The organism is Natronoarchaeum philippinense (assembly GCF_900215575.1).
Classification (GTDB): Archaea; Halobacteriota; Halobacteria; order Halobacteriales; family Natronoarchaeaceae; genus Natronoarchaeum; species Natronoarchaeum philippinense.
On the sequence record NZ_OBEJ01000005.1, the window covers coordinates 107278 to 130138 of the forward strand.

The 22861-nt window shown below is 67.1% G+C and carries 20 protein-coding genes, 1 other RNA gene and 2 pseudogenes; 10 read left to right on the forward strand and 13 right to left on the reverse strand.

All coding sequences use genetic code 11. From position 1 onward, the window contains the following. Window positions 1-67: 67 nt before the first annotated feature. Complete coding sequence (locus tag CRO01_RS14620; protein ID WP_097009910.1) at window positions 68-1174, reverse strand: tRNA (guanine(26)-N(2))-dimethyltransferase; 1107 nt, start codon at window positions 1172-1174, stop codon at window positions 68-70. A gap of 151 nt (window positions 1175-1325) precedes the next feature. On the opposite strand from CRO01_RS14620, the gene CRO01_RS16385 reads away from it, so the two are divergent. The 3 genes from CRO01_RS16385 (at window position 1326) to CRO01_RS14640 (ending at window position 4061) form a co-directional block, all read left to right on the forward strand. Then, window positions 1326-2603 (forward strand): PAS domain-containing response regulator, encoded by a 1278-nt coding sequence (locus CRO01_RS16385; RefSeq protein ID WP_179747505.1) that lies wholly within the window; start codon window positions 1326-1328, stop codon window positions 2601-2603. Window positions 2604-2710: 107 nt separating this feature from the next. Continuing rightward, window positions 2711-3058, forward strand: a complete 348-nt coding sequence (locus CRO01_RS14635; protein WP_097009911.1) for a hypothetical protein — start codon at window positions 2711-2713, stop codon at window positions 3056-3058. A 226-nt stretch (window positions 3059-3284) separates the two neighbouring features. After that, complete coding sequence (locus CRO01_RS14640) at window positions 3285-4061, forward strand: hypothetical protein (protein WP_097009912.1); 777 nt, start codon at window positions 3285-3287, stop codon at window positions 4059-4061. Between the two features lie 146 nt (window positions 4062-4207). Here CRO01_RS14640 and prf1 read toward each other — a convergent pair whose 3' ends face one another. After that, window positions 4208-5467 carry a peptide chain release factor aRF-1 gene (prf1, locus tag CRO01_RS14645; RefSeq protein WP_097009913.1) on the reverse strand — a complete coding sequence of 420 codons (1260 nt, stop codon included), beginning with the start codon at window positions 5465-5467 and terminating at the stop codon, window positions 4208-4210. Between the two features lie 133 nt (window positions 5468-5600). Here prf1 and CRO01_RS14650 point away from each other — a divergent pair. Continuing rightward, a pseudogene (locus CRO01_RS14650) lies at window positions 5601-6554 on the forward strand (MinD/ParA family ATP-binding protein); the annotation flags it as partial. A 314-nt stretch (window positions 6555-6868) separates the two neighbouring features. Next, window positions 6869-7072 carry a hypothetical protein gene (locus tag CRO01_RS14655; protein WP_097009915.1) on the forward strand — a complete coding sequence of 68 codons (204 nt, stop codon included), beginning with the start codon at window positions 6869-6871 and terminating at the stop codon, window positions 7070-7072. On the opposite strand, the gene argS is transcribed toward CRO01_RS14655, so the two are convergent. The 3 genes from argS to CRO01_RS14670 all read right to left on the reverse strand — a co-directional run bounded on the left by argS (window position 7073) and on the right by CRO01_RS14670 (window position 10099). Beyond that, window positions 7073-8830 (reverse strand): arginine--tRNA ligase, encoded by a 1758-nt coding sequence (gene argS, locus CRO01_RS14660; protein ID WP_097009916.1) that lies wholly within the window; start codon window positions 8828-8830, stop codon window positions 7073-7075. 58 nt (window positions 8831-8888) lie between these two features. Continuing rightward, window positions 8889-9368: an HTH domain-containing protein gene (locus CRO01_RS14665; protein ID WP_097009917.1), complete on the reverse strand. Its 480-nt coding sequence runs from the start codon at window positions 9366-9368 to the stop codon at window positions 8889-8891. 107 nt (window positions 9369-9475) lie between these two features. Next, window positions 9476-10099 (reverse strand): MaoC family dehydratase, encoded by a 624-nt coding sequence (locus CRO01_RS14670; RefSeq protein ID WP_097009918.1) that lies wholly within the window; start codon window positions 10097-10099, stop codon window positions 9476-9478. Between the two features lie 206 nt (window positions 10100-10305). Between CRO01_RS14670 and CRO01_RS14675 the strand changes: the two genes are divergently transcribed. Both CRO01_RS14675 and CRO01_RS14680 read left to right on the forward strand, forming a co-directional pair. Beyond that, window positions 10306-10683: a DUF7532 family protein gene (locus tag CRO01_RS14675; protein WP_097009919.1), complete on the forward strand. Its 378-nt coding sequence runs from the start codon at window positions 10306-10308 to the stop codon at window positions 10681-10683. Continuing rightward, the gene (locus CRO01_RS14680) at window positions 10680-12131 is read left to right on the forward strand and encodes a DUF402 domain-containing protein (protein ID WP_097009920.1); all 1452 of its coding nucleotides are present in this window, start codon (window positions 10680-10682) and stop codon (window positions 12129-12131) included. Before CRO01_RS14675 ends, CRO01_RS14680 begins: the two co-directional genes overlap by 4 nt. Window positions 12132-12212: 81 nt before the next feature. Here the strand turns inward: CRO01_RS14680 and CRO01_RS14685 are convergent, their stop codons facing one another. Both CRO01_RS14685 and CRO01_RS14690 read right to left on the reverse strand, forming a co-directional pair. Beyond that, window positions 12213-12605 (reverse strand): DUF5611 family protein, encoded by a 393-nt coding sequence (locus tag CRO01_RS14685; protein WP_097009921.1) that lies wholly within the window; start codon window positions 12603-12605, stop codon window positions 12213-12215. A 46-nt stretch (window positions 12606-12651) separates the two neighbouring features. Further along, a complete protein-coding gene (locus tag CRO01_RS14690; RefSeq protein WP_097009922.1) occupies window positions 12652-13533 on the reverse strand; it encodes a DUF7093 family protein in 882 nt (293 codons plus the stop codon). A gap of 171 nt (window positions 13534-13704) precedes the next feature. On the opposite strand from CRO01_RS14690, the gene CRO01_RS14695 reads away from it, so the two are divergent. After that, window positions 13705-14001, forward strand: coding sequence for a DUF6432 family protein (locus tag CRO01_RS14695; protein WP_097009923.1), 297 nt, complete (start codon window positions 13705-13707; stop codon window positions 13999-14001). A 39-nt stretch (window positions 14002-14040) separates the two neighbouring features. Next, window positions 14041-15126 carry a CAF17-like 4Fe-4S cluster assembly/insertion protein YgfZ gene (ygfZ, locus tag CRO01_RS14700; RefSeq protein ID WP_097009924.1) on the forward strand — a complete coding sequence of 362 codons (1086 nt, stop codon included), beginning with the start codon at window positions 14041-14043 and terminating at the stop codon, window positions 15124-15126. An 18-nt stretch (window positions 15127-15144) separates the two neighbouring features. Here the strand turns inward: ygfZ and CRO01_RS14705 are convergent, their stop codons facing one another. The 4 genes from CRO01_RS14705 to uvrA form a co-directional block, all read right to left on the reverse strand. Continuing rightward, a complete protein-coding gene (locus tag CRO01_RS14705) occupies window positions 15145-16245 on the reverse strand; it encodes a geranylgeranyl reductase family protein (RefSeq protein WP_097009925.1) in 1101 nt (366 codons plus the stop codon). Between the two features lie 199 nt (window positions 16246-16444). Beyond that, on the reverse strand, window positions 16445-17440 hold the full coding sequence (locus tag CRO01_RS14710; protein ID WP_097009926.1) for a WD40/YVTN/BNR-like repeat-containing protein: 996 nt from the start codon (window positions 17438-17440) through the stop codon (window positions 16445-16447). A gap of 108 nt (window positions 17441-17548) precedes the next feature. Beyond that, a complete protein-coding gene (locus CRO01_RS14715; RefSeq protein WP_097009927.1) occupies window positions 17549-18238 on the reverse strand; it encodes a hypothetical protein in 690 nt (229 codons plus the stop codon). Between the two features lie 175 nt (window positions 18239-18413). Continuing rightward, on the reverse strand, window positions 18414-21380 hold the full coding sequence (gene uvrA, locus CRO01_RS14720) for an excinuclease ABC subunit UvrA (RefSeq protein ID WP_097009928.1): 2967 nt from the start codon (window positions 21378-21380) through the stop codon (window positions 18414-18416). Between the two features lie 158 nt (window positions 21381-21538). Here uvrA and CRO01_RS14725 point away from each other — a divergent pair, with 158 nt between their 5' ends. Then, the gene (locus CRO01_RS14725) at window positions 21539-22120 is read left to right on the forward strand and encodes an LURP-one-related/scramblase family protein (protein WP_097009929.1); all 582 of its coding nucleotides are present in this window, start codon (window positions 21539-21541) and stop codon (window positions 22118-22120) included. Window positions 22121-22221: 101 nt separating this feature from the next. Here the strand turns inward: CRO01_RS14725 and rnpB are convergent. Both rnpB and CRO01_RS14735 read right to left on the reverse strand, forming a co-directional pair. Continuing rightward, window positions 22222-22577, reverse strand: an RNA gene (gene rnpB, locus CRO01_RS14730) — RNase P RNA component. Between the two features lie 105 nt (window positions 22578-22682). Beyond that, window positions 22683-22861, reverse strand: a pseudogene (locus tag CRO01_RS14735) (glutamine synthetase); the annotation flags it as partial.

Here is a 22861-nt window from a genome sequence, read left to right on the forward strand (position 1 = left end):
GTCTCGACGCCGCTGCGTCCGCGCGGATCGGGCTGTACTCTCCTGAACCGTGCTCACCTGCGCCCGCTCACTCGCCGGTCGCCGCCTCGATCTCGGCAACCGTTGCGTCCGTTTTGAACGTCGTGCCGCCGTAGTGGGCGCGGGTCGCTTCATAGCCGGCCTCGCGTAACTGCTCCAGAAAGTCGTCCATCGAGACCGCCGAGCGCGTCCACTGCTTGCAGAGCTTGTGCTGGTCGTAGTGAGTCGGCACGTCGAGTTCGGCCTCCAGCGTCGTCAGCAGGTCCCGACAGTTGTCGGCGGTGCCCATGTCCTCGCTGACCTGTTCGCGGGTCGCCGCGGCGAACTCGCTGTCGGTCAGCTGTCCCAGCCAGATCGGTCCCGCCGTCAGGACGCGATTGCCGCCGCAGTTCGGGCACGTCTCGGGCGGGTGGGCTATCAGCCCCGACTCGTGCTCGCGGTGGAGACAGTCCTCACAGTGGTGGACGTGGCCCAACTGGTCGACCGCCTCGTTGGCGTCGGTCGCGCTGTGGTCGAGTTCGAGGTAAGTCCGCGCGTAGTGGTTGGTCGCGTGCGAGAGGATCGGCGTCGCGCCCACGTCGTACCGGGCGGCCGTCCGAACCAGCGCGGAGACGAGCACGCGCACGCCCATCTCGGCGTGGTACTCGGTGTTTCGGGGAATCGCGGAGTACTTCCGGACGCCGCTGTCGAAGTGCGCGCCACACAGCGGCGCCGTGTCGGTCGCGGTGACACAGACGAGATCCCGCGCGTTCGAGAGCGCGGCGTCGGCGAAGGGCATCGGCGTCCCGAAGGGGTCGATGTCGATCACGTCGAACACCGATTCGTGCATCAGTGCGTTGGCGTCGCGCTGGACCGCCTCGCCCTCGACGCCGTTGCGTTCGAGATTGCGTTCACAGAGAGAAACGGCGTCGGCGTCGAGATCACAGAGCGTAACGTCCCAGCCGTCGACGGCGGCCCGGACCCCGCGGGCGCCGCTGGCGGCCATGGCGTCGAGATACGACGCCGCCCGCTCCTCGCGCTCGCGGTAGGCCCGCAACGCGGCGACGGTCAGGTCGCGGTTGAGCTCCTGCACGGGGTTGAAAAACACCGCGTCGTCGATGCCCTCGGTCTCCTGTTCGGGCACCTCGATCTCGACTGCGCCCTCCCGAATCTGCATGCCGACCGCTCGGCACCCCGCGGCGAAAAGCCCCACGATGCGCGGTCGGCGCCGGTATCGACGCCGACGTGCAATCGACCGAGAGTTTTTTACACTGTGGGAAATGATAACGTGTAGAACCGGTCGGCGTCGGGGCCGCGGCATTCCAGCCATGAACGAGCATATCACCGTCCTGCACGTCGACGACGAGCCCCCACAGCTAGACCTGACGAAGACGTTCCTCGAACGCGAGGGCGACCTCGACGTCAGGAGCGAATCCGACCCCGAGCAGGCGCTGGCGGCCCTCGACGGGTCGATCGACTGCGTGCTCAGCGACTACCAGATGCCCGAAATGGACGGGATCGAGTTCCTCGATGCGGTCCGAGAGCGCCGTCCGTCGGTACCGTTCGTGCTGTTTACCGGCAAGGGCAGCGAAGAAATTGCAAGCGAGGCGATCTCGGCCGGCGTTTCGGACTACATCCAGAAAGAAACCGGCACCGATCAGTACGCCGTGCTGGCGAATCGGATCCGGAACCTCGTCGACCGGCGCCGCACCGAACGAACGCTCCGCCAGCGCGTCGAGGCGATCGAGGCCGCCTCCGAGGGGATCGCCGTCTTCGAGGCGGGCGGCGAACTATCCTACGCGAACACGGCGTTCGGAGAGCTGTACGGCTACGACGCTGCCGATCTCGAAGGGAGCAGTTGGCACAAGATCGCTCCCGAATGGGCGCTCGGTCGAGTCGAATCGGAGGTCCGGCCCGCCTTGCGATCCGACGGCGAGTGGTCCGGCGAAGTGACCTGTGAGCGCGCCGACGGCGAGACGTTCCCGACCACGATCTCGCTCGCCCGGATCGACGACGCACCTGCCGCCGCTCCCGACGCGTCCGCGGGCGCCGTCTGTGTCGTTCGCGACCTCACAGAGCAGCGCGAGCGCGAGTGTGAACTCGAAGAACAGCGCCGGCGGTTCCGATCGCTCTTAGAGAGCCTCCCGGGGATGGCGTATCGCGCCCGAACCGATTCGGGCTGGCCCATAGAGTTCGCCAGCGAGGGCTGCGAGCGACTCACCGGGTACTCCCCCGAGGAGTTCGAATCCGGCGAAGTGTCGTGGGGCGAGGCAGTGCTCCACCCCGAGGACGCCGAGACGATCAACCGCGTCACCCGAGAGGCGCTGGCCAACGGCGACGCCTTCGCGCTGGAGTACCGGATCGTGCGCAAGGACGGCGACGTTCGCTGGGTGTACGAACGGGGCCACCGGGTCGAACCGGGCATTCTCGAAGGGTACATCACCGACGTGACCGCGCGGCGGCGGCTCGAAGCCGACCTCCGGCGCGCCCGTGGCGAGTCCGCCTCCGAGCAAGACGCCACGGGTGAGACAGACGCCGTTGGCGAGGCGGTGCCCGACAACGGCGAGACAGACGCCGTTGGCGAGGCGGTGCCCGACGACTACTGACCGAACCTGTTTTGTCAGGGGCTTTCTAATCTGCGTGGCGTGATCCGGGTGCTCGGCGGACCTGCCCGTCCCGAAGATCGGCCAGTGCGGACAGCGGGTGGTCGGCCGTGACCGACGGCGACGACTGGCGCGCCGACTTGGCCGCGGCGGGCGAACTGACGCCCGCAGTCGTCGAGCGCATCACCGACATCCACGGCGACCGCGGCGCCCGCGCCATCGAGGCGGTCGCCGAGGGGCGCGTCAAGGAGTACCGCGATTTCACTGTCGTCGTCGGCCACTCCGACGAGTACGTCGTCGAGGGCCGAGGTTGTACCTGCGAGGACACGCTGTACAACCTCGACCCCGACGATCCGACCGATCTCTGCTGGCACGCGCTGGCGGCGACCGTCGCGGACCTGATCGACGCCGCCGACCATCACGACATGTACTACTCCGACGTTCGTGAGTTTCTCTAACCGCACGGTGGCGTCGAACTCGGCGCCGTCCTCCGTTGCTCGGCGCCGATTTCCCGGTAGTAACCGCTTACCTCTGCGTCCGGTCCGTATCGGCGTCGGATCGTTCCCGTAAGTTGCGTTTACCGCCACGGAACGAATCCTAACCGACGATTGCCGTCGAGATAGCACTCACGTGCCGCGAACTACCCACCGAATACCTTTCAACTGCTTTGTCGCAGTTCGGCGCATGCGACGACGAACCTTCGTCACGGCGTGTGGTGTGACCGCTCTCGCAGGCTGCATCGGGGCCGGCTCGGACGACTCCGACAACAACGACAACGAGTCCGACGGCGGGCCCACGGGCAACGAGAGCGACGGCAACGACAACACCGGCGGCGACTCGCTCGGTGCGACCGATCCCGACCCGACCGAGTTCTCCGGTAGCGGCAACGCGACGACCGATACGTTCACCGTCCGCCCCGGACTCACCGTGCTGGACATCGAACCGATGTCGGGGCTGCGGGTCGACGTGATCGACTCCGGAGGGAACGTCTGGCGATCGCTGGAGGGCGACATCCAGAACTACAAGGCGTTCATTCCGATCGACGTTCCCCAAGGCGAGTACACGATGGAGATCCGAACCGACAGGGAGTGGTCGGTCAGTGTTGTCCAGCCGGACGTGGGCGACGGCGACCTCGTCACGCCGCCGGCCACGCTCACGAGTTCCGAACCGGCCTACCTCGGCCCCATCGACTTCAGCGATGTCAACTCCGTCGCGATCAACCACACCGGCGTCGGCGAGTTCTCGCTGAAGCTGTACACGCTCGGCGGCGAGTACCTCGGGGAGATTTACGCCGACCAAGGAATCTTCGAGGCCGACGTTTCGCTCGATCACGGCGGGCAGGGCTGGATCGTGTGCGCCGCCGTGAGCGACTACGAAGTCACGCTCGAGACTGACGACGGCGAGACCGACTCGATGCTCGGGGCCGGCGGTGGCGGCGGTGGCGGCAACTCGTCGAGCTAAAACAGCTTTCGCGCGCTCTTTTTGGTACTGGCTGGACGCCGAGCGAAAGCGACGCCGCGGCGTCTCGACGCCGCCGAGCGGCAGCGGCGCTACGGCGTTTCGACGCCGTCGACAGAAGATGCCGCAGGATGCCGCCGGGGATCGGCTTAGACGCCCGTCGAGTACCGCAGGATGCCGGCGACGCCGCCGAAGGCGTCGTAGAGCTGCTCGCCCTTCTCGAAGTCAGTCGAGATGAACTTGGTATCGGTGCCGCGTTGTTCGGCGATCTCGATGAGGTGATCGATGGCGTCCTCGCGGGCCTCCTCTTCCTCGTCGGCCTCGACCTCCTCGCCGCACTCGCTGCAGGTGTGGGTCGGCGTGTTCTTGCGTCGGTCGATCACTTCGCGCTCTTCGTGGCCATTGGAACACTCGTAGGTGACGACGTCCTTGCGGAGATCCTCGCTGATCAGCAGCGTCTCGACCGAGCCCATGATGAGGTTCCGCCGGGTCTGCTCGAACCCGTAGGTGGCTTCCTCGCCGGCGTGGAGCTCCTTGAAGAAGTCCTCCATCAGCGACTTGTCCTCCATGAGTTCGGCGTCGGCCAGCGCCTCCTCGCCGGCGTCGACCAGATCGTACAGGCCCGACTCGTCGGTGTAGGACACGTCGAACTTGCCCAGCACCTTGTCTTGGATCTCGTGGTGGAGATAATCGCCGTCGAGGAACTCGTCTTTGGTCGGCGAGGGACCGCCCACCAGCACGCCGTCGAGTTCGTGGCGCTTGGCGACGAACAGGTCGTTGGCCATCTCAGCGACTTCCTGATAGAAGTTGTCGATGGCTTCGAGGCGCAGTCGGGCGAATCGCTGGGCTGACTGACCACCTTTGCGCTGCTTGCCGGGCACCAGCGAGGAGGCTGACTTGACAGGCTCGACGCGCTTGCCCCGGAGCCAGCCGACGTTTGCCTCGCGCCGGTCGAGCACGATCAGGCCGTACAGCCCCTTGTCGGCCAGCATGTGCTCTAACGGCTCGGTCAGGAACTCCGAGTCGCAGTGATAGCGGAACGACTCGATGGACTGGGGCGGGTTCTCCAGCACTTCCGTCACCATGTCCGTCCGACCGCCGCCCGAATCGACGGCGCCGGAAAACAGCACGACGCCGTTGTCCGGCGGGTAGGTGTCGAAGTACTTCAGGCGCGCCTTGATCGACGACAGGGCGTCTTGGACGGCAGTGCGTGTCTGCTTGGACTTGATGTTCGACGCTTCGCTGTGCTCTTGGGTGACGTGGGCGACGACATCGCTAATCTGCTTGTCCGGCGGGACGTAGATGGTGACGAGCTGCGTGCCCGACCCCTCGTACTCCTTTAGATCCTCGATGACCTTCCGGAACTCGTATTTTTTCCGGTCGGTCTGTTCGGCATCCTGCTGACTCATTATGCGTACTAACCGCCGGAGCGTGTAAGTATGCTTTGACCTGCACGCAGACGGCCGCGCGAGGCGGTCTCTGTGGCCCCCGGCGTCCTGCGATGTTTTATTACCCGCGGGTGACTGTGATCCGATAACGAATATGTCTGGCACCACGGTCTACGCGGTCGCAAGCGGCAAAGGTGGGGTCGGAAAGACGACGACCACGGTCAACCTCGGCACCGCGCTTGCCGGCGCCGGCAGGCGGGTAGCGATCGTCGACGCCGATCTCGGGATGGCGAACCTCGCGGGCTTCGTCAGCCTCTCGCCCGACGGTCCGACGCTTCACGACGTGCTGGCCGACGAGGCCGACGCATCCGAGGCGACCTACGAGGTGGCCGATGGCATCGCCGCGGTCCCCAGCGGCACCGAACTCGACGAGTTCGCCACCGCCGACGCCACCGGCCTCGCCGACGCCGTCGACGACCTGCGCGGCGAGTTCGACTACGTGCTGTTGGACGTGGGCGCCGGCGTCAGCCACGAGTCGGTGCTGCCCCTCGGCGTCGCCGACGAAGTCGTGCTGGTGTCGACTCCCGAACCGGCATCGGTCCAAGACGTTCGCAAGACGATCGACCTCGTCGACCGCTCGGGCGGCGACGTTGCCGGTCTCGTCGTCACGCGCGGCCGGCCCGACGGCGGCGTCTCTCACGACGAGATCGCCTCGCGGCTGGGCGTCGACCTGCTCGGCTCGATCCCCGAAGACCCGACGGTCCGGGACAGCGTCTACGCCGGGACGCCGCTGGTCGTCCACGAACCGGAGTCGTCGGCCGCCACGGCCTACCGGAAACTGGCCGCGACGCTGGCCGACGGCGTCGAACCCGATGCCGTCGCCGACGACGATGCCGAAGCGACCGAGGACTCGGAAGCTGACCGAACCGGCGACGACGCCCCCGAGAACTCGGGCGAGCCCGCTACCGAGTCGTCCGTCGAGGACGCCATCGCGGGGGTCGACGACGAGGGCGATGCGGACGACGCCCAAGATGCTGACGACGATACGGGGGCGTCCGACGCAGAGCGCGCCGAGTCGGCCGTCGTGACGCAAGCCGAATCCGACGGCGCAGCCGACGCGGCGTCCGAGTCCGAACCAGAAGACGGTGGGGCGACTGACGATGCGGCGCCGATCGAGTCGGACGACGACGCGGTTACGATCCCGGACGCCGAATCCGACACGGACGACGGAGAATCCGAGGACGAGATCGACCTCGACGACGACGCGATTCCGTTCTCCGGTGACGACGCGACGGACGGTGACGCCGAAGACGATATCGACACGGCGGACAGCGAGGACCAAGGCGACGACGAGGCCGACGAGGAAGAACAGAGCGGCGGGTTCCTCGGCGGCATCTTCTGAGCGAACGCGGCCACTTCTTGATGAACTGGAACGCCGCCGCCGAGACGCTACGCTCGTTGCTCGCGCGAATCGCGGGACACGTCCTGCTGTTTACCGGCGTGTTGCTGACGCCGTCGAGCCTCTGGTTTCTCCTCGGCGGCCGGCTGACGCCGGGGTTGATCGCCATCCACCTGTGGGGGTGGCTGTGCTTTCTGACCGGGCTCTCGCTGATCTACTCGAACTAGCTACATCGAGCGCGGCGCTTCGACGCCCAGCGCGTCGAGCGCGTTGCCGACGGCGTGGCGCGCGGCCGCGACCAGCGCGAGGCGGGCGTCCCGGACCTCGGGGTCGACGTCGTCGCCGAGCACCTGACACTCGCGGTAGAACGCGTTGAAGTCCTCGGCAATCTCGCGGGTGTAGGTGGCGACGACGTGGGGCTGGAGTTCGTCGGCGGCCTCCTCGATTACGGCGGGGAATCGTGCGACGGTCCGGAGCAGGTCGCGCTCGTACTCCGTCGAGAGCAGGTCGGCGTCGATGTCGGTGGCGTCCGGATCCGCGTCGGCACCTTCGAGGATGCCACAGCACCGCGCGTGGACGTACTGGACGTACGGCGCGGACTGGGCCTCGAAGTCGAGCGCGCGGTCCCACTCGAACGTGATCGCCTTGGCGGGCTGTTTGGCGACGATGTCGTAGCGCACCGCGCCGATGCCGACCTGCCGGGCGATCCGCTCGACGTCCGACTCGTCGAGGTCGTCGTCGCGGATACGGCCGTCCAGTCGGTCCTCGACCTCCTCGCGGGCGCGGTCGATCGCCTCGTCGAGCAGATCGTCGAGGTCGACGCCGGTGCCGGCGCGCGTGGACATCTTCCCCTCGGGGAGGTTGACGTAGGAGTACAGCACCTGCTCTAACTGGTCGGTGTCGTTCCCGAGCAGTTCGAGGCTGGTCCGGAGCTGGCGGGCCTGCAGGCCGTGGTCCTCGCCCAGCACCGTCACCGCGCGGTCGTAGTTGTCGAACTTCCACTCGTGGTGGGCCAGATCCCGCGTCGCGTAGAGGCTGGTGCCGTCCGAGCGGAGGAACACGAAGTTCTTGTCGATCCCCTCGCCCGAGAGGTCGAGTTGCCACGCGTCTTCCTCGTAGACGGCTTCGTCGAGTTCCTTGAGCCGGCCGACCAGATCGTCGACCGAGTCGTCGAACAGAAAGCGCGTCTCCTTGACGAACTCGTCGAACTCCGCGGGCAGGCGCCCGAGCGACTCGCGCATCCCGCCCAGCACGGTGTCGACGACTTCGGTGACCCGGTCGTAGGTCTCCTCGTCGCCGTCTTCGAGGCCCTGCATGATCGATTCGATCTCGGCTTCGGCGGCCTCGACCTCTTCTTCGGGTCCTTCGTCGAGGAACGTGTTGCCCTTGCGGTAGTACCGAACCATGTCGTAGTCGGCCTTCTCGCGCTCGGGTTCGGGGAGGTCGCTCTCGTCGAACGTCTCGTAGGCCCACGTGAATACGGCGATCTGGCGTCCGGCGTCGTTGACGTAGTAGTGCCGATCCACGTCGTAGCCCGCGTAATCGAGCACGCGAGCCAGTGCGTCGCCGATGATCGGGTTGCGCGCCCGGCCGACGTGGACCGGCCCCGTCGGGTTCGCGCTCGTGTGTTCGAGCACCAGCGACTCATCGCGGTCCTCCAGCGCGCCGAAGTCGTCGGCTTGCCCGGCCGTCAGTGCGGCCTCGAAGTACCGGTCGCTGGGCAGGAAGTTGACGTAGGGGCCCTGCGTCGTCACGGCGGCGACGTACTCGTACTCGTCGGGGTCGATCTCGTCGGCGATGTCGGCGGCCACCTTCGGCGGCGGCGCGCCGACCTCGCCGGCCAACCGGAAGGCGACGCTGGACGCCAGCACGGCGTCGACGTCTTCCGGCGGCTGTTCGATGCCGAGGTCGTCTGCGGGCAGGTCGAGTCCGGTGAGCGCGTCGGCCAGCGCGGCTTCGACCTCCTCGCGGACGGTGAGGAACATACGACTTCGTATTCGAGCGCCGGATAAAGGCGTGACGAGTTACGGCGGCCCGGACCGCCTACGCGGGCTGTGGATCGAGCGCAACGTCGCCGTCGACGTTCTCCACGTCGCCGCCGTCTTCGAGCGCGTCGAGGCAGTCGGTGACGCTGTAGGTCCCCTCCGGCGCCGAGCACGGGTAGACGCCTGCGATGGCGTCGTCGCGGCGAACGACGACGCAGACGACCGGGAGGTGGACGACCGACCGGCCGCGACTCGGTCCCTTGCGCTCCCGGAAGAACGGCTGAATAGAGAGCGCTGTTCCGTCGGTCGCGTCCACGAGTTCGCGGTACAGTTCGGTCCCGTCAGGCCGGTCGTGGTGGAGTTCGACGGACAGACACGCCCGGCTGCTCCAGCGCGACACCGACACGTCGTCGATGATCCCGCGATCGCGGAGGCGGCGCATCCGCTCTAGCATCGCTTCCTGTCTTCGTTGGGCGGCGTCCGGAACGAACGCTCGCATGTACACGTCGAGTTCGAACGGCTCGGTATCCTGTCCCATTCTCTCCCCACGCGCTACTACGCCGGACCCGGATAAAGTCCTTTGTCGGGTGTTCGGTGACCGATCACCCAGCCGTCCGGACGCCGCTACTGATCTTCCGGACGCCGCTACTGATCTACGTCAGGGTCGATCAGCACGACGGCTTCGCCCTCGATGACCGCCCGGTCGTCCTGATCGTAGACGGCCGTCGAGAGCCGGTAGCGGTGCTCGCCGAGATCCTCGACGATCTCACACTCGGCAGTAACTACGTCCCCGATCCGCACCGGCGCGTTGAACTCCAGATCCTGCGAGAGGTAGATCGTCAGTCCCGGCAGGCGCGCCAGCGCCGCGCTGATCGTCCCCGCGACGAGCGTGCCGTGGACGATCCGGCCGTCAAACCGCGTCGCCTCGGCGAAGGCGTCGTCGAGGTGGAGCCGGTTGGTGTCGCCGCTGGCTTGCGCAAAGGCGTTCACGTCGGCGTCGACGAGCGGCTTGGTGAACCGCACGTACTCGCCGACGCCCAGCTCGTCGTACTCGTCGACCGACCGCTCCATCATCCACTCGGCGTCGCCGTAGGCGATCTCGACCACCGGTGCCTCCGTCTGCTCGGCGCCGGAGTCCGGTTCGTCCCGGTCGATGCCGATGGCCGCAAAGAGGGCGTTGTTGGCCTCCACGTAGCTGTTTACGGCGTGGCGCGAGGCGTCGGTCCACTGCCGCCCGATCGTCGTCCGGTTCGCGTCGTTCTCGCTCATGGTCACCAGTCAGTCAGCCGCGTGTTGTCCCCGTCCGCCAACCCCGTATTGTCCTCGTCCGATACGTGCTCGCGCGCTTGTCTCCCCCGTCGTCGAGCCATACACCGACTACGACGCCGAACGACTTGTGTTTGTGCCCAAAGTCTTTGACACTGACCGCTCGCGCGCTCGTCACGCTCAAATCCCCCCGGACCGAACGGCCGGGCATGCACTTCGATCAGCGAACCCAGCGCGCGCTGCGCGAGGTCGGTCTCGACACCGACGACCTCCAACGCGCGTCGGAACTCGTCGTCGAGGAGACCACCGAGACGGCCGCCGAACTGGAGGCGTTTTTCGAGGCCGCCGACCGACTCTACTCGGACATGGATCTCGCTCACGGCGCCAGCGAGTACCCCGAACACACCGTCGACTACCTCGATCTGACGACCCACGCCGAGGACATGCGGGGCTGGCTGCGCTTCGATTCGTGGGGCGTGTACGTCGAGGACGGCCGCGTGCTCGACGACGACCTCGTCGAGTTGACGCTCGGGCCGACGATCCACGACCGCGTGAAATTCGCGCCCGCACGCGACCGCCTCCGATGACCGCAGTCCGACTGCGCGGCATCTACTCGACCGCGCTGACCCGTCTGCTGCTCGATGCCGGTCACGAGGTCGTGCAGGCCTCCGACCCGATCCGCGAGCGGTTCGACGCCGATCTGTCAGCGGCGCCGGCGGCCGTCAGCGTCGCAGACACCGACGACCGGCAGGGCGTCGGTCTCAGCGGCGCACCAGACGCCGTCGCGGAACTGCGCGACCTGCTCGCCGACGCGCTCGGCCGCGACGCCCTCGCGTGGTCGACGCCCGCGCCCCGCGGCGCGGTGTTCGACGGCGTCGTCACCGACTCGCTGGGCAGCGGCGCCGTCGTCGCGCTGGCCGACGACCCGGCGCCGCCGACGGCCGGCGCACCACTTCCCGGCGTTCCCGCCGAGGGCTTTCTCCCGTTCGACGCCGTCGACGGCTACGTAGAGGAGGGTGATCGGCTGCGCGTGCAGGTCGACGATCCGGCGGCGCCGTGGGACGACGACCGGCCGCTACTCGACACCGGCATCGAAGTGCCGGGCGAACTCGTCTCGCTCGTTCGCGGGCGCGACGACGCCACCGCCGCGGTCCGCGGAGAGCGCGGGACTGAACTCGTTCGGACGACCGATCTCCTGCCGGCCGAGGCGCCCGACGGCTGGGGGGTTCGCTGGGAGCGCGCCGCGGCCGACGCCGAGATGAGCGCGCTGGGCGACGCGCTCTCGCGGGCCGCCGAACGCGCCGCGGCGTTCGACGAGGGGCTGTCGGCGGCCGATCCCGACGCTGACGACCCGCGACAGGTCGTCGCCCCGCAGGCCACCGTCTGGGTCTGGTTCGGCCGGGAGTCGCGGTTCGCGCTCGACGAGCGGCGCCGCGACGTGACGACGACGATGCCGGGCCACCATCGCACGAAGGCGGCCGACCGAGCGGCCAGCGATGCCGTCGACTTCGTCGAGGCGGTCGGCGCGCCGGACGGCGAGTTCCCCTTCGGCGCCGTCGCAGACCAGTTCGGGCCGCGGGAGGACGACCGACTCGCGCTGGGCCACGGCAAGCCCGACGGCCGGCTCATCACGCTCGGGCGGGGCGAGGTAACAGATCGGGGCGACGACGGCTCGTTGACGCTGCGCCGCGAGATGCGCTCGTCGGGCACCTACGACGCCATCGGCACCGACCGCGAACCGGGCGACGTGGCCATCACGAAACTCGTCGAGGGCCGGTGGTGGTATCCGACGATGTACCGCGGCGCCGACGGCGAGCGCAAGGGAACCTACGTCAACATCTGCACGCCCGTCGAGCTGTTTCCCGACGCAGCGCGCTACGTCGACCTGCACGTCGACGTGGTCAAGCGTCCCGACGGCGAGGTCGAGCGCGTCGACGCCGACGAACTCGACGCCGCTGTCGAAGCGGGCTACGTTTCCGAAGAACTCGCCGAGAAGGCCAGAAGCGTCGCCGGCGCCGTCGAGAACGCGCTGTAGGCGGCTGCGGCGCTACTTTAGATTACTCTGGCACTGCGCTGCCAGAACTGCAGCCGGTCGAAAACAGCGTGCTGTCGGACCTCAGGCGTCGACGTCGTGGTCCGGGTCGTCCTCGACGGCCCGTTTCATCGAGTCGCGGCGTGCCTTGGCGTCCCGGCCCGTGGCTTCGAGCAGGAAGTCGTTCTTGGCGTCGACCGCGTCGGCGGCGGCGTCGGCATTACCCTCGGCGATGACGTCCTCGGCGTCGCGCTCCTCGAAGTGGACCGCGAGCTTGTCCTTCTTGCCGCTGTACTCGGAGGTCCCGGCGACGATCCGCTTGAACACGGGGTTGTCGGGGTCTTCGACGACGTGGAGGTCGTTGCCTTTGAACTCCTCCGTGTCGGTGATTTCGCCGAAGTAGTCCTCGACGGTCGCTTCCATGTCCGGGATTCGGTCCTCTAAGTGCTCGCCGCGGCGCATCTTGTACTCCTTCATGCTTCGTGGAATCGTCCGGGGCTGATTTACCCGTTACGGCTTGGTCCTAGCGTTCCGCGAGGTAGCCGCGGCGACACTCCGGGCAGATGTCGCCGGCGCGCAGCGACGATCCGTTCCCGGCCGCGGTGTGACCACACTCCGGGCAAACGTACTCTGTCGCCTCGCGCTCGCGGTCGGCCTCAACTGGCGAGGGCGCTGCGTCGGCGCTGGTGAAGCCGGTGTCGCCGCCGACCATCTGTCCGTCGGCGTCGGCATCGCCGCCTGCTTCCGGCTTCAGGCCGCCGCCGAACTCCACGTCGGCGGGCTCGCCGCCCGCTGGCTCGGCGTCGTAGCCCTCGTCCTCGCCGTCGGCGTCGGGCCACTCCGCTGGCGGGCCGTCCCCGCCGCTGCGCTGGCGCGTGTCGTCAGCGTCGGGCCACTCGCCGTGTTCGCGCTCTTTGGGTTCCTGTTCGTCCTCGCTCTCGTCGAGGATCACGGCGTCGTCGTCGCCGGAGGCCGGCTCCGACGCGGTCGCGCTCTCGTCTTCTTCGGTCACCGACGCCGCCTCGCGGGTCGCTTCCGGGACGGAGTCGTCGGGCCCGCCGTCGATAATTTCGGCGTCGCGCCCGTCACCGGCGACCGCAGCTTCCTCGGCGCTCCCGTCGTCGGCTCCGAAGCCACCCGTCGCGTCGGCGTCCTCGTTCGCCCCACCGGCGGCGGTCTCGTTCGCGTCGTCCGTCGACGACCCGCCAGACGTGTCCGGCGTGCTCTCTCTGGTCGCCATCGAGGTCACTTCCTTGTTCTCGCTGACGAGTTTCGTCTTCCCGCAGCGGGAACAGGTCTGTTCCTCGCGGATCGTCACGACCACCTCGCTGCCCTGCTCTTCTCGCTCTCGCTCGACCTCGCTGTCGCCGAAGCTATGTCCGAGGAGCGAACACCTGAGACCCATTGCAATCGCCTACCCAATCGGGCCGTAAAAAGTTGCCGCTGAACGGCCCCTGCGAGAAAGCGCCCTCTCGCGGTTGCGATCTGATCGACTCGGCTCTCCGTGGCGACCGATCGCCCAAAACGTCAAGTAACTTGGGATAAGGTAAAACCACAGCAGGGGCATGTATCAGACATGAGAGCACGGCGGGAGTACCGCGACCGTGATGCGACCGAGGTCGAGGTGCTCGACGCCCTCGTCGACCGGCCCGAGGACGGCATGACGGTCTTCGAGCTCCGGTCGCACGCGGACGTGAGCATCCACGACATGGAAGAGGCCTTAGAATCGCTGAAAGACGACGACCTCATCGACGTTGACGAAACCGTCGACCGGACGGTGATCAAACCGGCCGATCGAGTCATCCCCGATCCGGACGACCAGTCCACCGATCAGTCGTTTCTGGACGAACTGCGCGATCGACTCCCGTTCTGAAGCGCGACGCTTTTTCCGGCCCGGGACGAGGCTTTTCACATGACTGTCATCGGATCGGTCCACGAGCAACACGGCGCCGTCTTCGACGAGCGCGGCGGACGGCGCGTCGTCCGCAACTTCGGGCGCCCCGAGCGCGAGCATCGCGCGGTCCGGAACGTCGTCGGCCTGATCGAGATGGCCTACGGCGTCGTCGTCGTCGAGGGAGCGGACCGCGTCGACTACGTCGACAACGTCGTCTCGAACCGCGTTCCCGCGGCCGACGGCGAGGGCACGTACGCCCTCGTTCTGGACCCGCAGGGCGGCGTCGAGACGGACATGTACGTCTACAACGCGGGCGAGCGTTTGTTGCTGTTCACGCCGCCACAGCGCGCCGCCGAACTGGCCGAGGACTGGAGCGAGAAGGTGTTCATCGAGGACGTGGAGATCCGCGAGGCGACCGACGACTTCGCCGTCTTCGGCGTCCACGGCCCGAAAGCCACCGAGAAGGTCGCCAGCGTGCTCAACGGGTCGAGCACGCCCGACGAACAGCTCACCTTCGTCCGCGGGTCGATGGGCGACGCCGGCGTCACGGTGCTCCGAACCGACGCGCCGACCGGCGACGAGGGGTACGAAATCGTCTGTGCGGCCGACGACGCCGACCACGTCTACGACACGCTCGAAACGCAGGGGATGAACGCCGCGCCGGTCGGCTACGACGCTTGGGACGCGCTCACCCTCGAAGCCGGGACGCCGCTGTTCGAGACCGAACTCGACGGCCAGATTCCCAACGTCGTCGGCGTCCGGAACGCGCTCGACTTCGAGAAGGGCTGTTACGTCGGGCAGGAAGTCGTCTCGCGCGTCGAGAACCGAGGCCAACCGAGTCGACGCCTCGTCGGCCTCGCCTGCGATCAGCTCCCCGAGAGCGGCGCCGCGGTATTCGACGGCGACAGCGCGATCGGGGAGGTCACCAGAGCCGTCGAGAGCCCGACCGTCGGCGGCCCGATCGCGTTCGCGCTAGTGGAGTTCGGCGTCGACGCCGATGCCGAACTCACTGTTCGTGTCGATGGCGAGGAGGTCCCCGCCGAACCGGTCGAACTGCCGTTCTACGAGGGCACCGACCGGTCGGCGCGACTGCCGACGTACTGAACCGCTCTTTTCCGTCGATCAGGGCGACAGCCACGCCTTCAGCTGCTCCCGCGAGAACAGCGAGGTCGGCCGATCCATGTGGACGCCGATCTCGCCCGAGAGCGTTCGGAGTCCGAACCGCTGAACTGGCTCCGGAAGCGAGTACGCCCGGCGTAGCAGGTGGCCCAGTCGGATCTCCCGGAATAGGTCCTCGCGCCACGCGCGCTCGTAGTCCGCGAGCGTCGGCGGCCAGTCGGGGTCGATCTGTTCGACCGCGTGGTCGGCGGCGGTCATGCCATAGAGGATGCCGCCGCCGGTGAACGGTTTGGTCTGGGCGGCGGCGTCGCCGAGCAAGAATCCCCGCCGCGACGTGACCGACTCGGGCGGACCGATCGGGATAGCGCCCGAACAGCGATTTTCGAGATCGACGCCGTAACCCGCCTGTAGCTCCTCGAACAGTTCTCGCACCCCGTCGCCCGGCGGCGCCGCCAGCCCGTACTCGACGCCGGCGTCGCCCCGCGGGATGCGCCACGCGAAAAACCGCGGCGCCGAGAGGTGGACATCGACGAAGTCCTGCCCGTCCGGTTCGGGATCGAATCCGAGGACGCCGTGGAGCAACTCGCCGGGCTCTTCCAAGCCGAGTTCGTCACGCACCCGCGAGCGCGGACCGTCGGCGCCAGCGACCATCTTTGCGTCGACTGTCTCGGTGCCCTCGGGTGATTTAACCGTCACCTCAACTCGATCATCGTGCTCGTCGACGCCGGTGACGGTGTGGCGCTCGCGCACGTCGGCACCTGCCTCGCGGGCCAGATCCGCGAGGTGGCGGTCGAGGCCGACGCGGTCGATCACGTTCGAGACGGTTTCGTCCTTGTAAAACGGGTACGAATCGTCGCCGTCGGGCCGATCACCGTTCGGGCCGCCGACGTGGAACCGAGCGCCGCGGATGCGGTTCTGAAACAGGTCCTCGCGGGCATCAGGCCCGGTAAACTCCCATATATCGGTGCTGACGTGGCCCGAACAGGCCAGCGGCTCGCCCACTCTACCTTTCTCGAAGGCGACAACGTCGTACCCTTCTTCGGCGGCTCGCCGGGCGAACCGCGCTCCCGGCGGCCCGCAGCCGACGACGACGAAATCGTGCATCTCCGATACGGTGTGTCAGGTCCCGCGAGTAAATACCTTCTCGGTTCCGTTCGGGACGCCGCCGTCGCGGCACACCTTTATGTCCGAAAACGAGGCGACGCCCGGCCATGCGCTGACCCCCGACGCGGAACGGTTCGCGGTCGCACGGCACTTCGTTCCGCGCGCTCGCCCCTGTGCCGTCTGTTCGCCATCTGTGCGTTCACTCGACCACCGCCAGCCCTCGGGCGGTCTGCTCGTCGAACCGATCGGGCCAGTCGATACTGACCCTGTTCCAGCTCTCGCCGGCGTCCTCGGTCCGGAACAGGCCGGTGTTCGAGAGCGCCCAGAGTTCGCTAGGTTCGTCGCCAGACGATAGCACGTACCGGTACGTTCCCTGTCCGGTCGGCAGTCCCGCACCAGCCTCGTACTCGTCGCCGATCCGGGACCACGCACCCTCTCCACGCCTCCGGTAGACGTAGGACTCACCGACGCGGTGGGCGCTGTTGGCCCCGCTGGCCGCCGAGACGAGCACGGTATCGGGGTCGCCCGGATCGGCCGCGACGCTCCAGACGTAGTGGTGCTCCAGCCCGTTCTGTGGATGGCCCCACGTCATCCCGCCGTCTGTCGATTCGGCGTAGCCGTCCCCGGCCGCCGAGTAGACTCGGCCCGGCGCTTCGGGATGGGTCGCCAGCCAGTGGTTGTCGCGCCGGGAGCCCTCGGGCCGGTCGGTCCACGTCTCGCCGCCGTCCTCGCTCACCAGCAGGGCACCCGCCTCGATACCGACGTAGACGCGCTCGGGATCGGTCGGATCTAGCTCGATCCACCGGACGTGGTGGGTCGCGGGACGCGGCGGGAACGACCACTCGTCGGCAGAGGGCAGATCGGTCAGAGCGGGCAGTTCGCCCCACGTTTTGCCCGCGTCGGGCGACCGAAACAGCCGGCTCGGTTCGGTGCCGACCCAGATCTCGCGGGGATCGTGCGGACTCACGCGCACGGCGGTGACGGCCTCGGGAAGCGAGCCGGCGCCGATACGCTCCCAGCTCTCGCCGTCGACCGTCCGATACAGCCCCGACTCGAACGTCCCGCAGAACGCCTGTGTGTCCGTTGCGGCGACGCACTCGACCCGCTTATCCGCGAGACCTTCGGTAGCCAGCCATTCGCCGCCGCTCTCGCGGACCGTCAGAACGCCGTTGCGCATAGCCGCGTACACTGTCATGCGTTCACGTTTGTCCTACACGCTTATGAGTGCTTGACACAGCGAGGGTCGCGGAAAACAAGTAGTCAGGAATCGCCGCGGTCGGGGTGGCGTCAGCCGGTGCGGCGATCAGGCGAGGCCGTCGTCGCCGTCGCTCGGCGGGGCGATCGGATCGGAATCGCCGTCAGCATCGGGCCCCGACGACGAGTCGCCGCGAACGCGTTTCCAGAGCGCTTTGGGTGGTTTGCCGAACTGCTTCGTCCAGCCGAGTTTCAGCAGGCCGATCTGGCTGAGCGTCCCGGCGACAAACACCGCGGCGAAGGGGACGCCGGGTTCGATCAGTACCGGTGAGGGGTCGAGAGAGGTGGCAGCCTCGCGGAACGCGTCGACCGTCCACGCACGCGTCGCCAGCGCTGCGCCCAACAGCGCGGTGAGGGCCGGGAGCACCTTCGTGAACAGGAGCCCGCAGATCGCCGCACCGACGACGCCGCCCAGCAGCGTCGGGCCGAGCGTGGCGACGCCGAGGCTCCCGCCGTCGAGCCCGACGACCATCGCCGCGACGTACGACCCGAGCATGAATCCGGGAATCGTCGCTACGGTCGTGATTAGCGAGAACGCTAGGAACACGCCCACAACGGCGCCGACGAGCGCGGCGACGGCCACGGTCGTCGGTTCGGGTGCGACCGCATTGGCGAGCAAGAACCCGCCCGCCCCGCCCGAAAGCAGCCCGACGGCCGCCAGCGTGTACTTGAACAGCGCTGCGCCCGCGAACGCCAGAACCAAGCCGACGGCGACGAGCGCGATGTCGATCGGAGTCATAGCCACTAGTTACCAGACGAGCCGCAAATACTTTTGGCTATCCGGAATGTATCCGGCACGTTCTGGCCGCTCGCGCACTGTGCGGCACGAATGCCGTAGTCGTGCGGTGCAATGCTGTGGTAGAGACGACGCGGCGCGGCGCTACCAGAGAACTGCCGAGAGACAGCCGGTCGAGTTAGTCGTCGTCCGCCGCCGGCGCTGCTTTCTCGCGGTCCGACCGCGGTCCCTGCATATCGACATCTGGGAGCAGGTCACGTAGGTAGCGACCGGTGTGGGAGTCGTCGGTTCGGGCAACGTGCTCTGGCGTCCCCGCGGCGACGATCTGCCCGCCTCGCTCGCCGCCTTCGGGGCCGAGATCGAGCACGTGATCGGCGTTCTTGATGAGATCGAGCTCGTGCTCGACGACGACGACGGTGTTGCCGTTGTCGGTCAGGCGCTGGAGCACGTCGATCAGCTTGCGCTCGTCGGCCGAGTGCAGCCCGGTCGTGGGCTCGTCGAGCAGGTACAGCGTGTCGCCGGTCTGCTTTTTGCCTAACTCCTCGGCGAGCTTGATGCGCTGGGCCTCGCCGCCGGAAAGCGTCGTCGAGGGCTGGCCGAGCTTCATGTAATCGAGCCCAACGTCTTTGAGCAGTTTGAGCCGGCGCTCGATCCGGGAATCGTGTTCGAAAAAGTCGTAGGCCTCTTCGACGCTCATCTCCAGCACGTCGGCGATCGTCTTACCCTTGTACTCCACGTCGAGCGTCTCGTCGTTGTATCGGGCGCCGTCACACTCCTCGCAGGGGACGTGCACGTCGGACAGGAAGTTCATCTCGATCTTCACTGTTCCCTGCCCGCCACACTCCTCACAGCGGCCGCCCTTGACGTTGAACGAGAACCGCCCTTTCTCGTAGCCCCGCTGTTTGGAGAGTTCAGTTTGGGCGAACAGCTCCCGGATGTAGTCGAACACGCCGGTGTAGGTCGCGGGGTTCGACCGCGGCGTCCGGCCGATCGGGCTCTGGTCGATCAGGCGCACCGTCTCGATCTGGTCGAGTCCTTCTATCGCGTCGTGATCGCCGGGCCTGACGCTCGTGTTGTCGTTCATCTCGCGGGCCAAGCCCTTGTACAGCACGTCGTGCATCAGTGTGGACTTGCCCGAGCCCGAGACGCCGGTGATCGCGGTGAAACTTCCTATTGGCAGGTCGACGCTGAGGTCGTCGAGGTTGTGCTGACGCGCGCCTTCGATGGTGATGTGTCCGTCCGCGTCGCGGCGCTCCTCCGGAACCGGGATCTGCTTGCGGCCGGCGAGGTAATCGCCGGTGATCGACTCGTCGGCGGCCATGATCTCCTCGGTGTCGCCCTGTGCGACGATCTCGCCGCCGCGCTTGCCCGGACCGGGGCCGAGGTCGATCACCGAGTCGGCCCGGTGCATCGTCTCCTCGTCGTGCTCGACGACGAGCAGCGTGTTCCCGAGGTCGCGGAGTTCTTCGAGCGTGTTGAGCAGGCGGTCGTTGTCGCGCTGGTGGAGGCCGATTGAAGGTTCGTCGAGGACGTACAGCACGCCCACGAGACCCGACCCGATCTGCGTGGCGAGTCGGATGCGCTGGCTCTCCCCGCCGGAAAGCGTCGAGGCTTCGCGGTCGAGCGTGAGATACTCCAACCCGACCTCGCACATGAACCCGAGGCGTGCCCGGATCTCCTTGAGGATCTCCTCGGCGATCTTCCGGTCTCGGGCGCTCATCCCGTCTTCGACGCCCTCGAAGTGTTCGAGCGCGTCGCCGATGCTCATCCGGTTGACCTCGCTGATCGCGGTATCCGCGACGAGCACCGCCCGCGAGGCGTCCTTGAGGCGCGTGCCGTCACACGTCGGGCAGGTGGTGATCGACATGTAGTCCTCGATGTGCTCGCGCGTGCTGTCGCTGTCCGTCTCGACGTGTCGGCGCTCGAGGTTCGGGATGACGCCCTCGAAGCGCTTTTGCTTGCGCCGGGTGCCGTTTCTCGTCTGGCGCTCGAACAGCACCTGCTCGCGCGTGCCGTAGAGGAACTGCTCGCGGACATCTTCGGACAACTCCTCGAACGGCGTCGACAGCGACACGTCGAAGTGGTCCGCGACGGCGTCGAGCCGGGTCTGGTAGTACGACCGCTGGTAGCTCCACGGCTCGAAGACGTGCTTGAGCGGCTTCGATGGGTCTTCGATGACCAGCTCCTCGCTGACTTCCTTGGTGTGGCCGATCCCGTCGCACTCCGGGCAGGCGCCGTGTGGCGAATTGAACGAGAACGAGCGCGTCTCGATCTCGGGCAGGTCGATGCCACACTCCGTGCAGGCCAGATCCTCGGAGAACTCGACGACGAGTCGCTCGTCGGCCGAGTCGTCTTTCTCGCCGCCGACGCCGAGGTCGCCGGTCGAGCGCGCCGTGGCACCGACATCGACATCTTCGGGCGGGTTCGGCAGGATCACCTTCAGGACGCCCTCGGCCTCTTCCAGCGCGGTCTCGACGGAGTCGGCGATCCGCGAGCGCGCCTCTGTGGAGATCTTCACCCGGTCGACGATCACGTCGATCGTGTGGTCGTAGTTCTCGTCCAACTCGGGGCGCTCCATCGTCAGGTCGTGCTCCTCGCCGTCGACCTCGACGCGCGAGTACCCTTCCGAGACCAACTCGTCGAACAGGTCCTCGAACGCCCCCTTTTGGTCGCGGACGACCGGCGCGGCGAGCTTGGCTTTCGTGCCCTCCGGAAGGTCGAGCAGTCGCGTCACCATGTTCTGGGCGCTCTGCTCGCCGACCTCCCGGCCGCACTCGGGGCAGTGTGGCGTCCCGACGCGGGCGTACAGCAGGCGCAGGTAGTCGTGCAGTTCGGTGACAGTCCCGACCGTCGAGCGGGGGTTGTTCGCTGCGTTCTTCTGGTCGATCGAGATCGCCGGGCTGAGCCCCTCGACGGTCTCGACTTTCGGCTTGTCCATCTGGCCCAAGAAGTTCCTGGCGTACGCCGACAGACTCTCGATGTACCGGCGCTGGCCCTCGGCGTAGACGGTCTCGAACGCGAGCGAGGACTTCCCCGAGCCGGACAGTCCCGTCACCACGTTGAACTGCTCGCGGGGGATCTCCACGTCGAGGTCCTGTAGGTTGTTCTCCTCGGCGCCACGGACCTCGATGTACTCCTTGCTCATCTACACACAGGAAGCGCCGCGACGAATGAAGTGTTGTCGGTTGCGGCCGAACCGCCGACGGTTCCGCTCCTCGACGCCGTTGCCGAGTGTACTCGGGAAATATTTCGACGAACCACGACTGCGAAAATTCAAGTGCCTTGCCCGAAGTAAGACCAGGCATGGCAACTGCAGACGATGGGTCGATCGCTGGGATCGACCTCACAGACAGCGAGTATCAGGTCGTTCAGTCGCTGATCCGGAACAAGTACAAGGCCACCGACGCGGCCGGCAACGTGGTCCTCAGAGGGAAACAGAAGATGTTCAAGATGAAAGAGGAGTTCCCCTTCACCGACGGCGAGGGCAATGACGTCTTCACGGTGAAAGCCGGCGGTATCATCGACGTTGCCGGCAACTACGTGCTCACCGACGCCCAGACCGGCGAGGACGTTGCGATCCTCGACAACGACTACTCGATCTTCCAAGACACGTGGAAGATCCGAGACGCCGAGACCGAGGCCAAGATCGCCGAGATCAACTCGCGGGGTGCGATGATCACCGCCGCGCGGAACCTCGTCCCGTTCGGCGAGTGGATCCCCCACAAGTACGAGATCACCGACCAGAGCGGGGACCACGTCGGCAACATCTCCGGACAGATGTCGCTGAAAGACACCTACGACATCACCATCGACGACGCCAGCGACGTGCCCAAAGAGACTGTCGTCGCCGCCGCGATGGTCATCGACGCGATTCAGGGTAACTAACGACGCCGCTATCGACGCGCTCGAAGCTATCCTCGCCGCGGCGTCGTGACGCCGATCACCGTTGCGCGCTCGACGACGCCGTCGCTACGGCATCGAAATTCGGCAGAGAGGAGTAAGCCCCCTTCTGTTCTTCCCGGCATTCGGCTAAGCGTCGGCGCCCGCGTCCAGGCTACCTTGCGGCGTTTACACGCCGGGACGCCGACTTGCACCGGCGAGGATTCGCCGTTCCATCGGTCCTCGACCCTCACTCCTAGGTGGGTTAGCTCCCCGTCGCTTGTTCGCGGTCGCTTTTTTCGCTCGGGGTTCGCACACCGCATCGGTCGGGCCGAGACGTGTCGTTTCTGTTCCAGTGCCGACGGTCTCCCGCCCCGGGCTTGCGCCCGGTCGTCTGCCCGGACGGTGGGGGGACTTTCCTCACGCGCCCGCGAGGGCTCGCGGAGGCCGGGCTCTCTCTACCGAGTTCTCGTAGACGCCTCTGTCGTTTAAGGGTGTCGCGGAACCGGCGTCGACGCCGGCCGATCTGCCGAGTGCCAAAAGATAGTCCCGCCAGTCGGGGACGGCCTCAGTAGGTTTCGAGGTAGTTGTCGAGCTCCCAGTCGGAGACTTCGGCCTTGTACTCGTCGTACTCGGCGGTCTTGGCCTGAATGAACTTCTCGGCGACGTGCTCGCCGAGGGCGTCTTGGATGACCTCGTCATCTTCGAGCGCGTCGACGGCGGCGCCGAGGTTCGGCGGCAGCGTGT

Excerpts from the sequence above, each read along its gene's own strand:
- prf1 (WP_097009913.1), bottom strand. The coding sequence starts at position 5,467 with ATGAGTCAGCAGGATGCCGAACAGACCGACCGGAAAAAATACGAGTTC.
- CRO01_RS14725 (WP_097009929.1), top strand. The coding sequence starts at position 21,539 with ATGGCAACTGCAGACGATGGGTCGATCGCTGGGATCGACCTCACAGAC.
- CRO01_RS14710 (WP_097009926.1), bottom strand. The coding sequence starts at position 17,440 with ATGACAGTGTACGCGGCTATGCGCAACGGCGTTCTGACGGTCCGCGAG.
- CRO01_RS16385 (WP_179747505.1), top strand. The coding sequence starts at position 1,326 with ATGAACGAGCATATCACCGTCCTGCACGTCGACGACGAGCCCCCACAG.
- CRO01_RS14640 (WP_097009912.1), top strand. The coding sequence starts at position 3,285 with ATGCGACGACGAACCTTCGTCACGGCGTGTGGTGTGACCGCTCTCGCA.
- CRO01_RS14705 (WP_097009925.1), bottom strand. The coding sequence starts at position 16,245 with ATGCACGATTTCGTCGTCGTCGGCTGCGGGCCGCCGGGAGCGCGGTTC.
- CRO01_RS14670 (WP_097009918.1), bottom strand. The coding sequence starts at position 10,099 with ATGAGCGAGAACGACGCGAACCGGACGACGATCGGGCGGCAGTGGACC.
- CRO01_RS14715 (WP_097009927.1), bottom strand. The coding sequence starts at position 18,238 with ATGACTCCGATCGACATCGCGCTCGTCGCCGTCGGCTTGGTTCTGGCG.
- CRO01_RS14690 (WP_097009922.1), bottom strand. The coding sequence starts at position 13,533 with ATGGGTCTCAGGTGTTCGCTCCTCGGACATAGCTTCGGCGACAGCGAG.
- CRO01_RS14685 (WP_097009921.1), bottom strand. The coding sequence starts at position 12,605 with ATGAAGGAGTACAAGATGCGCCGCGGCGAGCACTTAGAGGACCGAATC.
- CRO01_RS14675 (WP_097009919.1), top strand. The coding sequence starts at position 10,306 with ATGCACTTCGATCAGCGAACCCAGCGCGCGCTGCGCGAGGTCGGTCTC.
- CRO01_RS14665 (WP_097009917.1), bottom strand. The coding sequence starts at position 9,368 with ATGGGACAGGATACCGAGCCGTTCGAACTCGACGTGTACATGCGAGCG.
- CRO01_RS14695 (WP_097009923.1), top strand. The coding sequence starts at position 13,705 with ATGAGAGCACGGCGGGAGTACCGCGACCGTGATGCGACCGAGGTCGAG.
- argS (WP_097009916.1), bottom strand. The coding sequence starts at position 8,830 with ATGTTCCTCACCGTCCGCGAGGAGGTCGAAGCCGCGCTGGCCGACGCG.
- CRO01_RS14680 (WP_097009920.1), top strand. The coding sequence starts at position 10,680 with ATGACCGCAGTCCGACTGCGCGGCATCTACTCGACCGCGCTGACCCGT.
- CRO01_RS14655 (WP_097009915.1), top strand. The coding sequence starts at position 6,869 with ATGAACTGGAACGCCGCCGCCGAGACGCTACGCTCGTTGCTCGCGCGA.
- ygfZ (WP_097009924.1), top strand. The coding sequence starts at position 14,041 with ATGACTGTCATCGGATCGGTCCACGAGCAACACGGCGCCGTCTTCGAC.
- CRO01_RS14620 (WP_097009910.1), bottom strand. The coding sequence starts at position 1,174 with ATGCAGATTCGGGAGGGCGCAGTCGAGATCGAGGTGCCCGAACAGGAG.
- uvrA (WP_097009928.1), bottom strand. The coding sequence starts at position 21,380 with ATGAGCAAGGAGTACATCGAGGTCCGTGGCGCCGAGGAGAACAACCTA.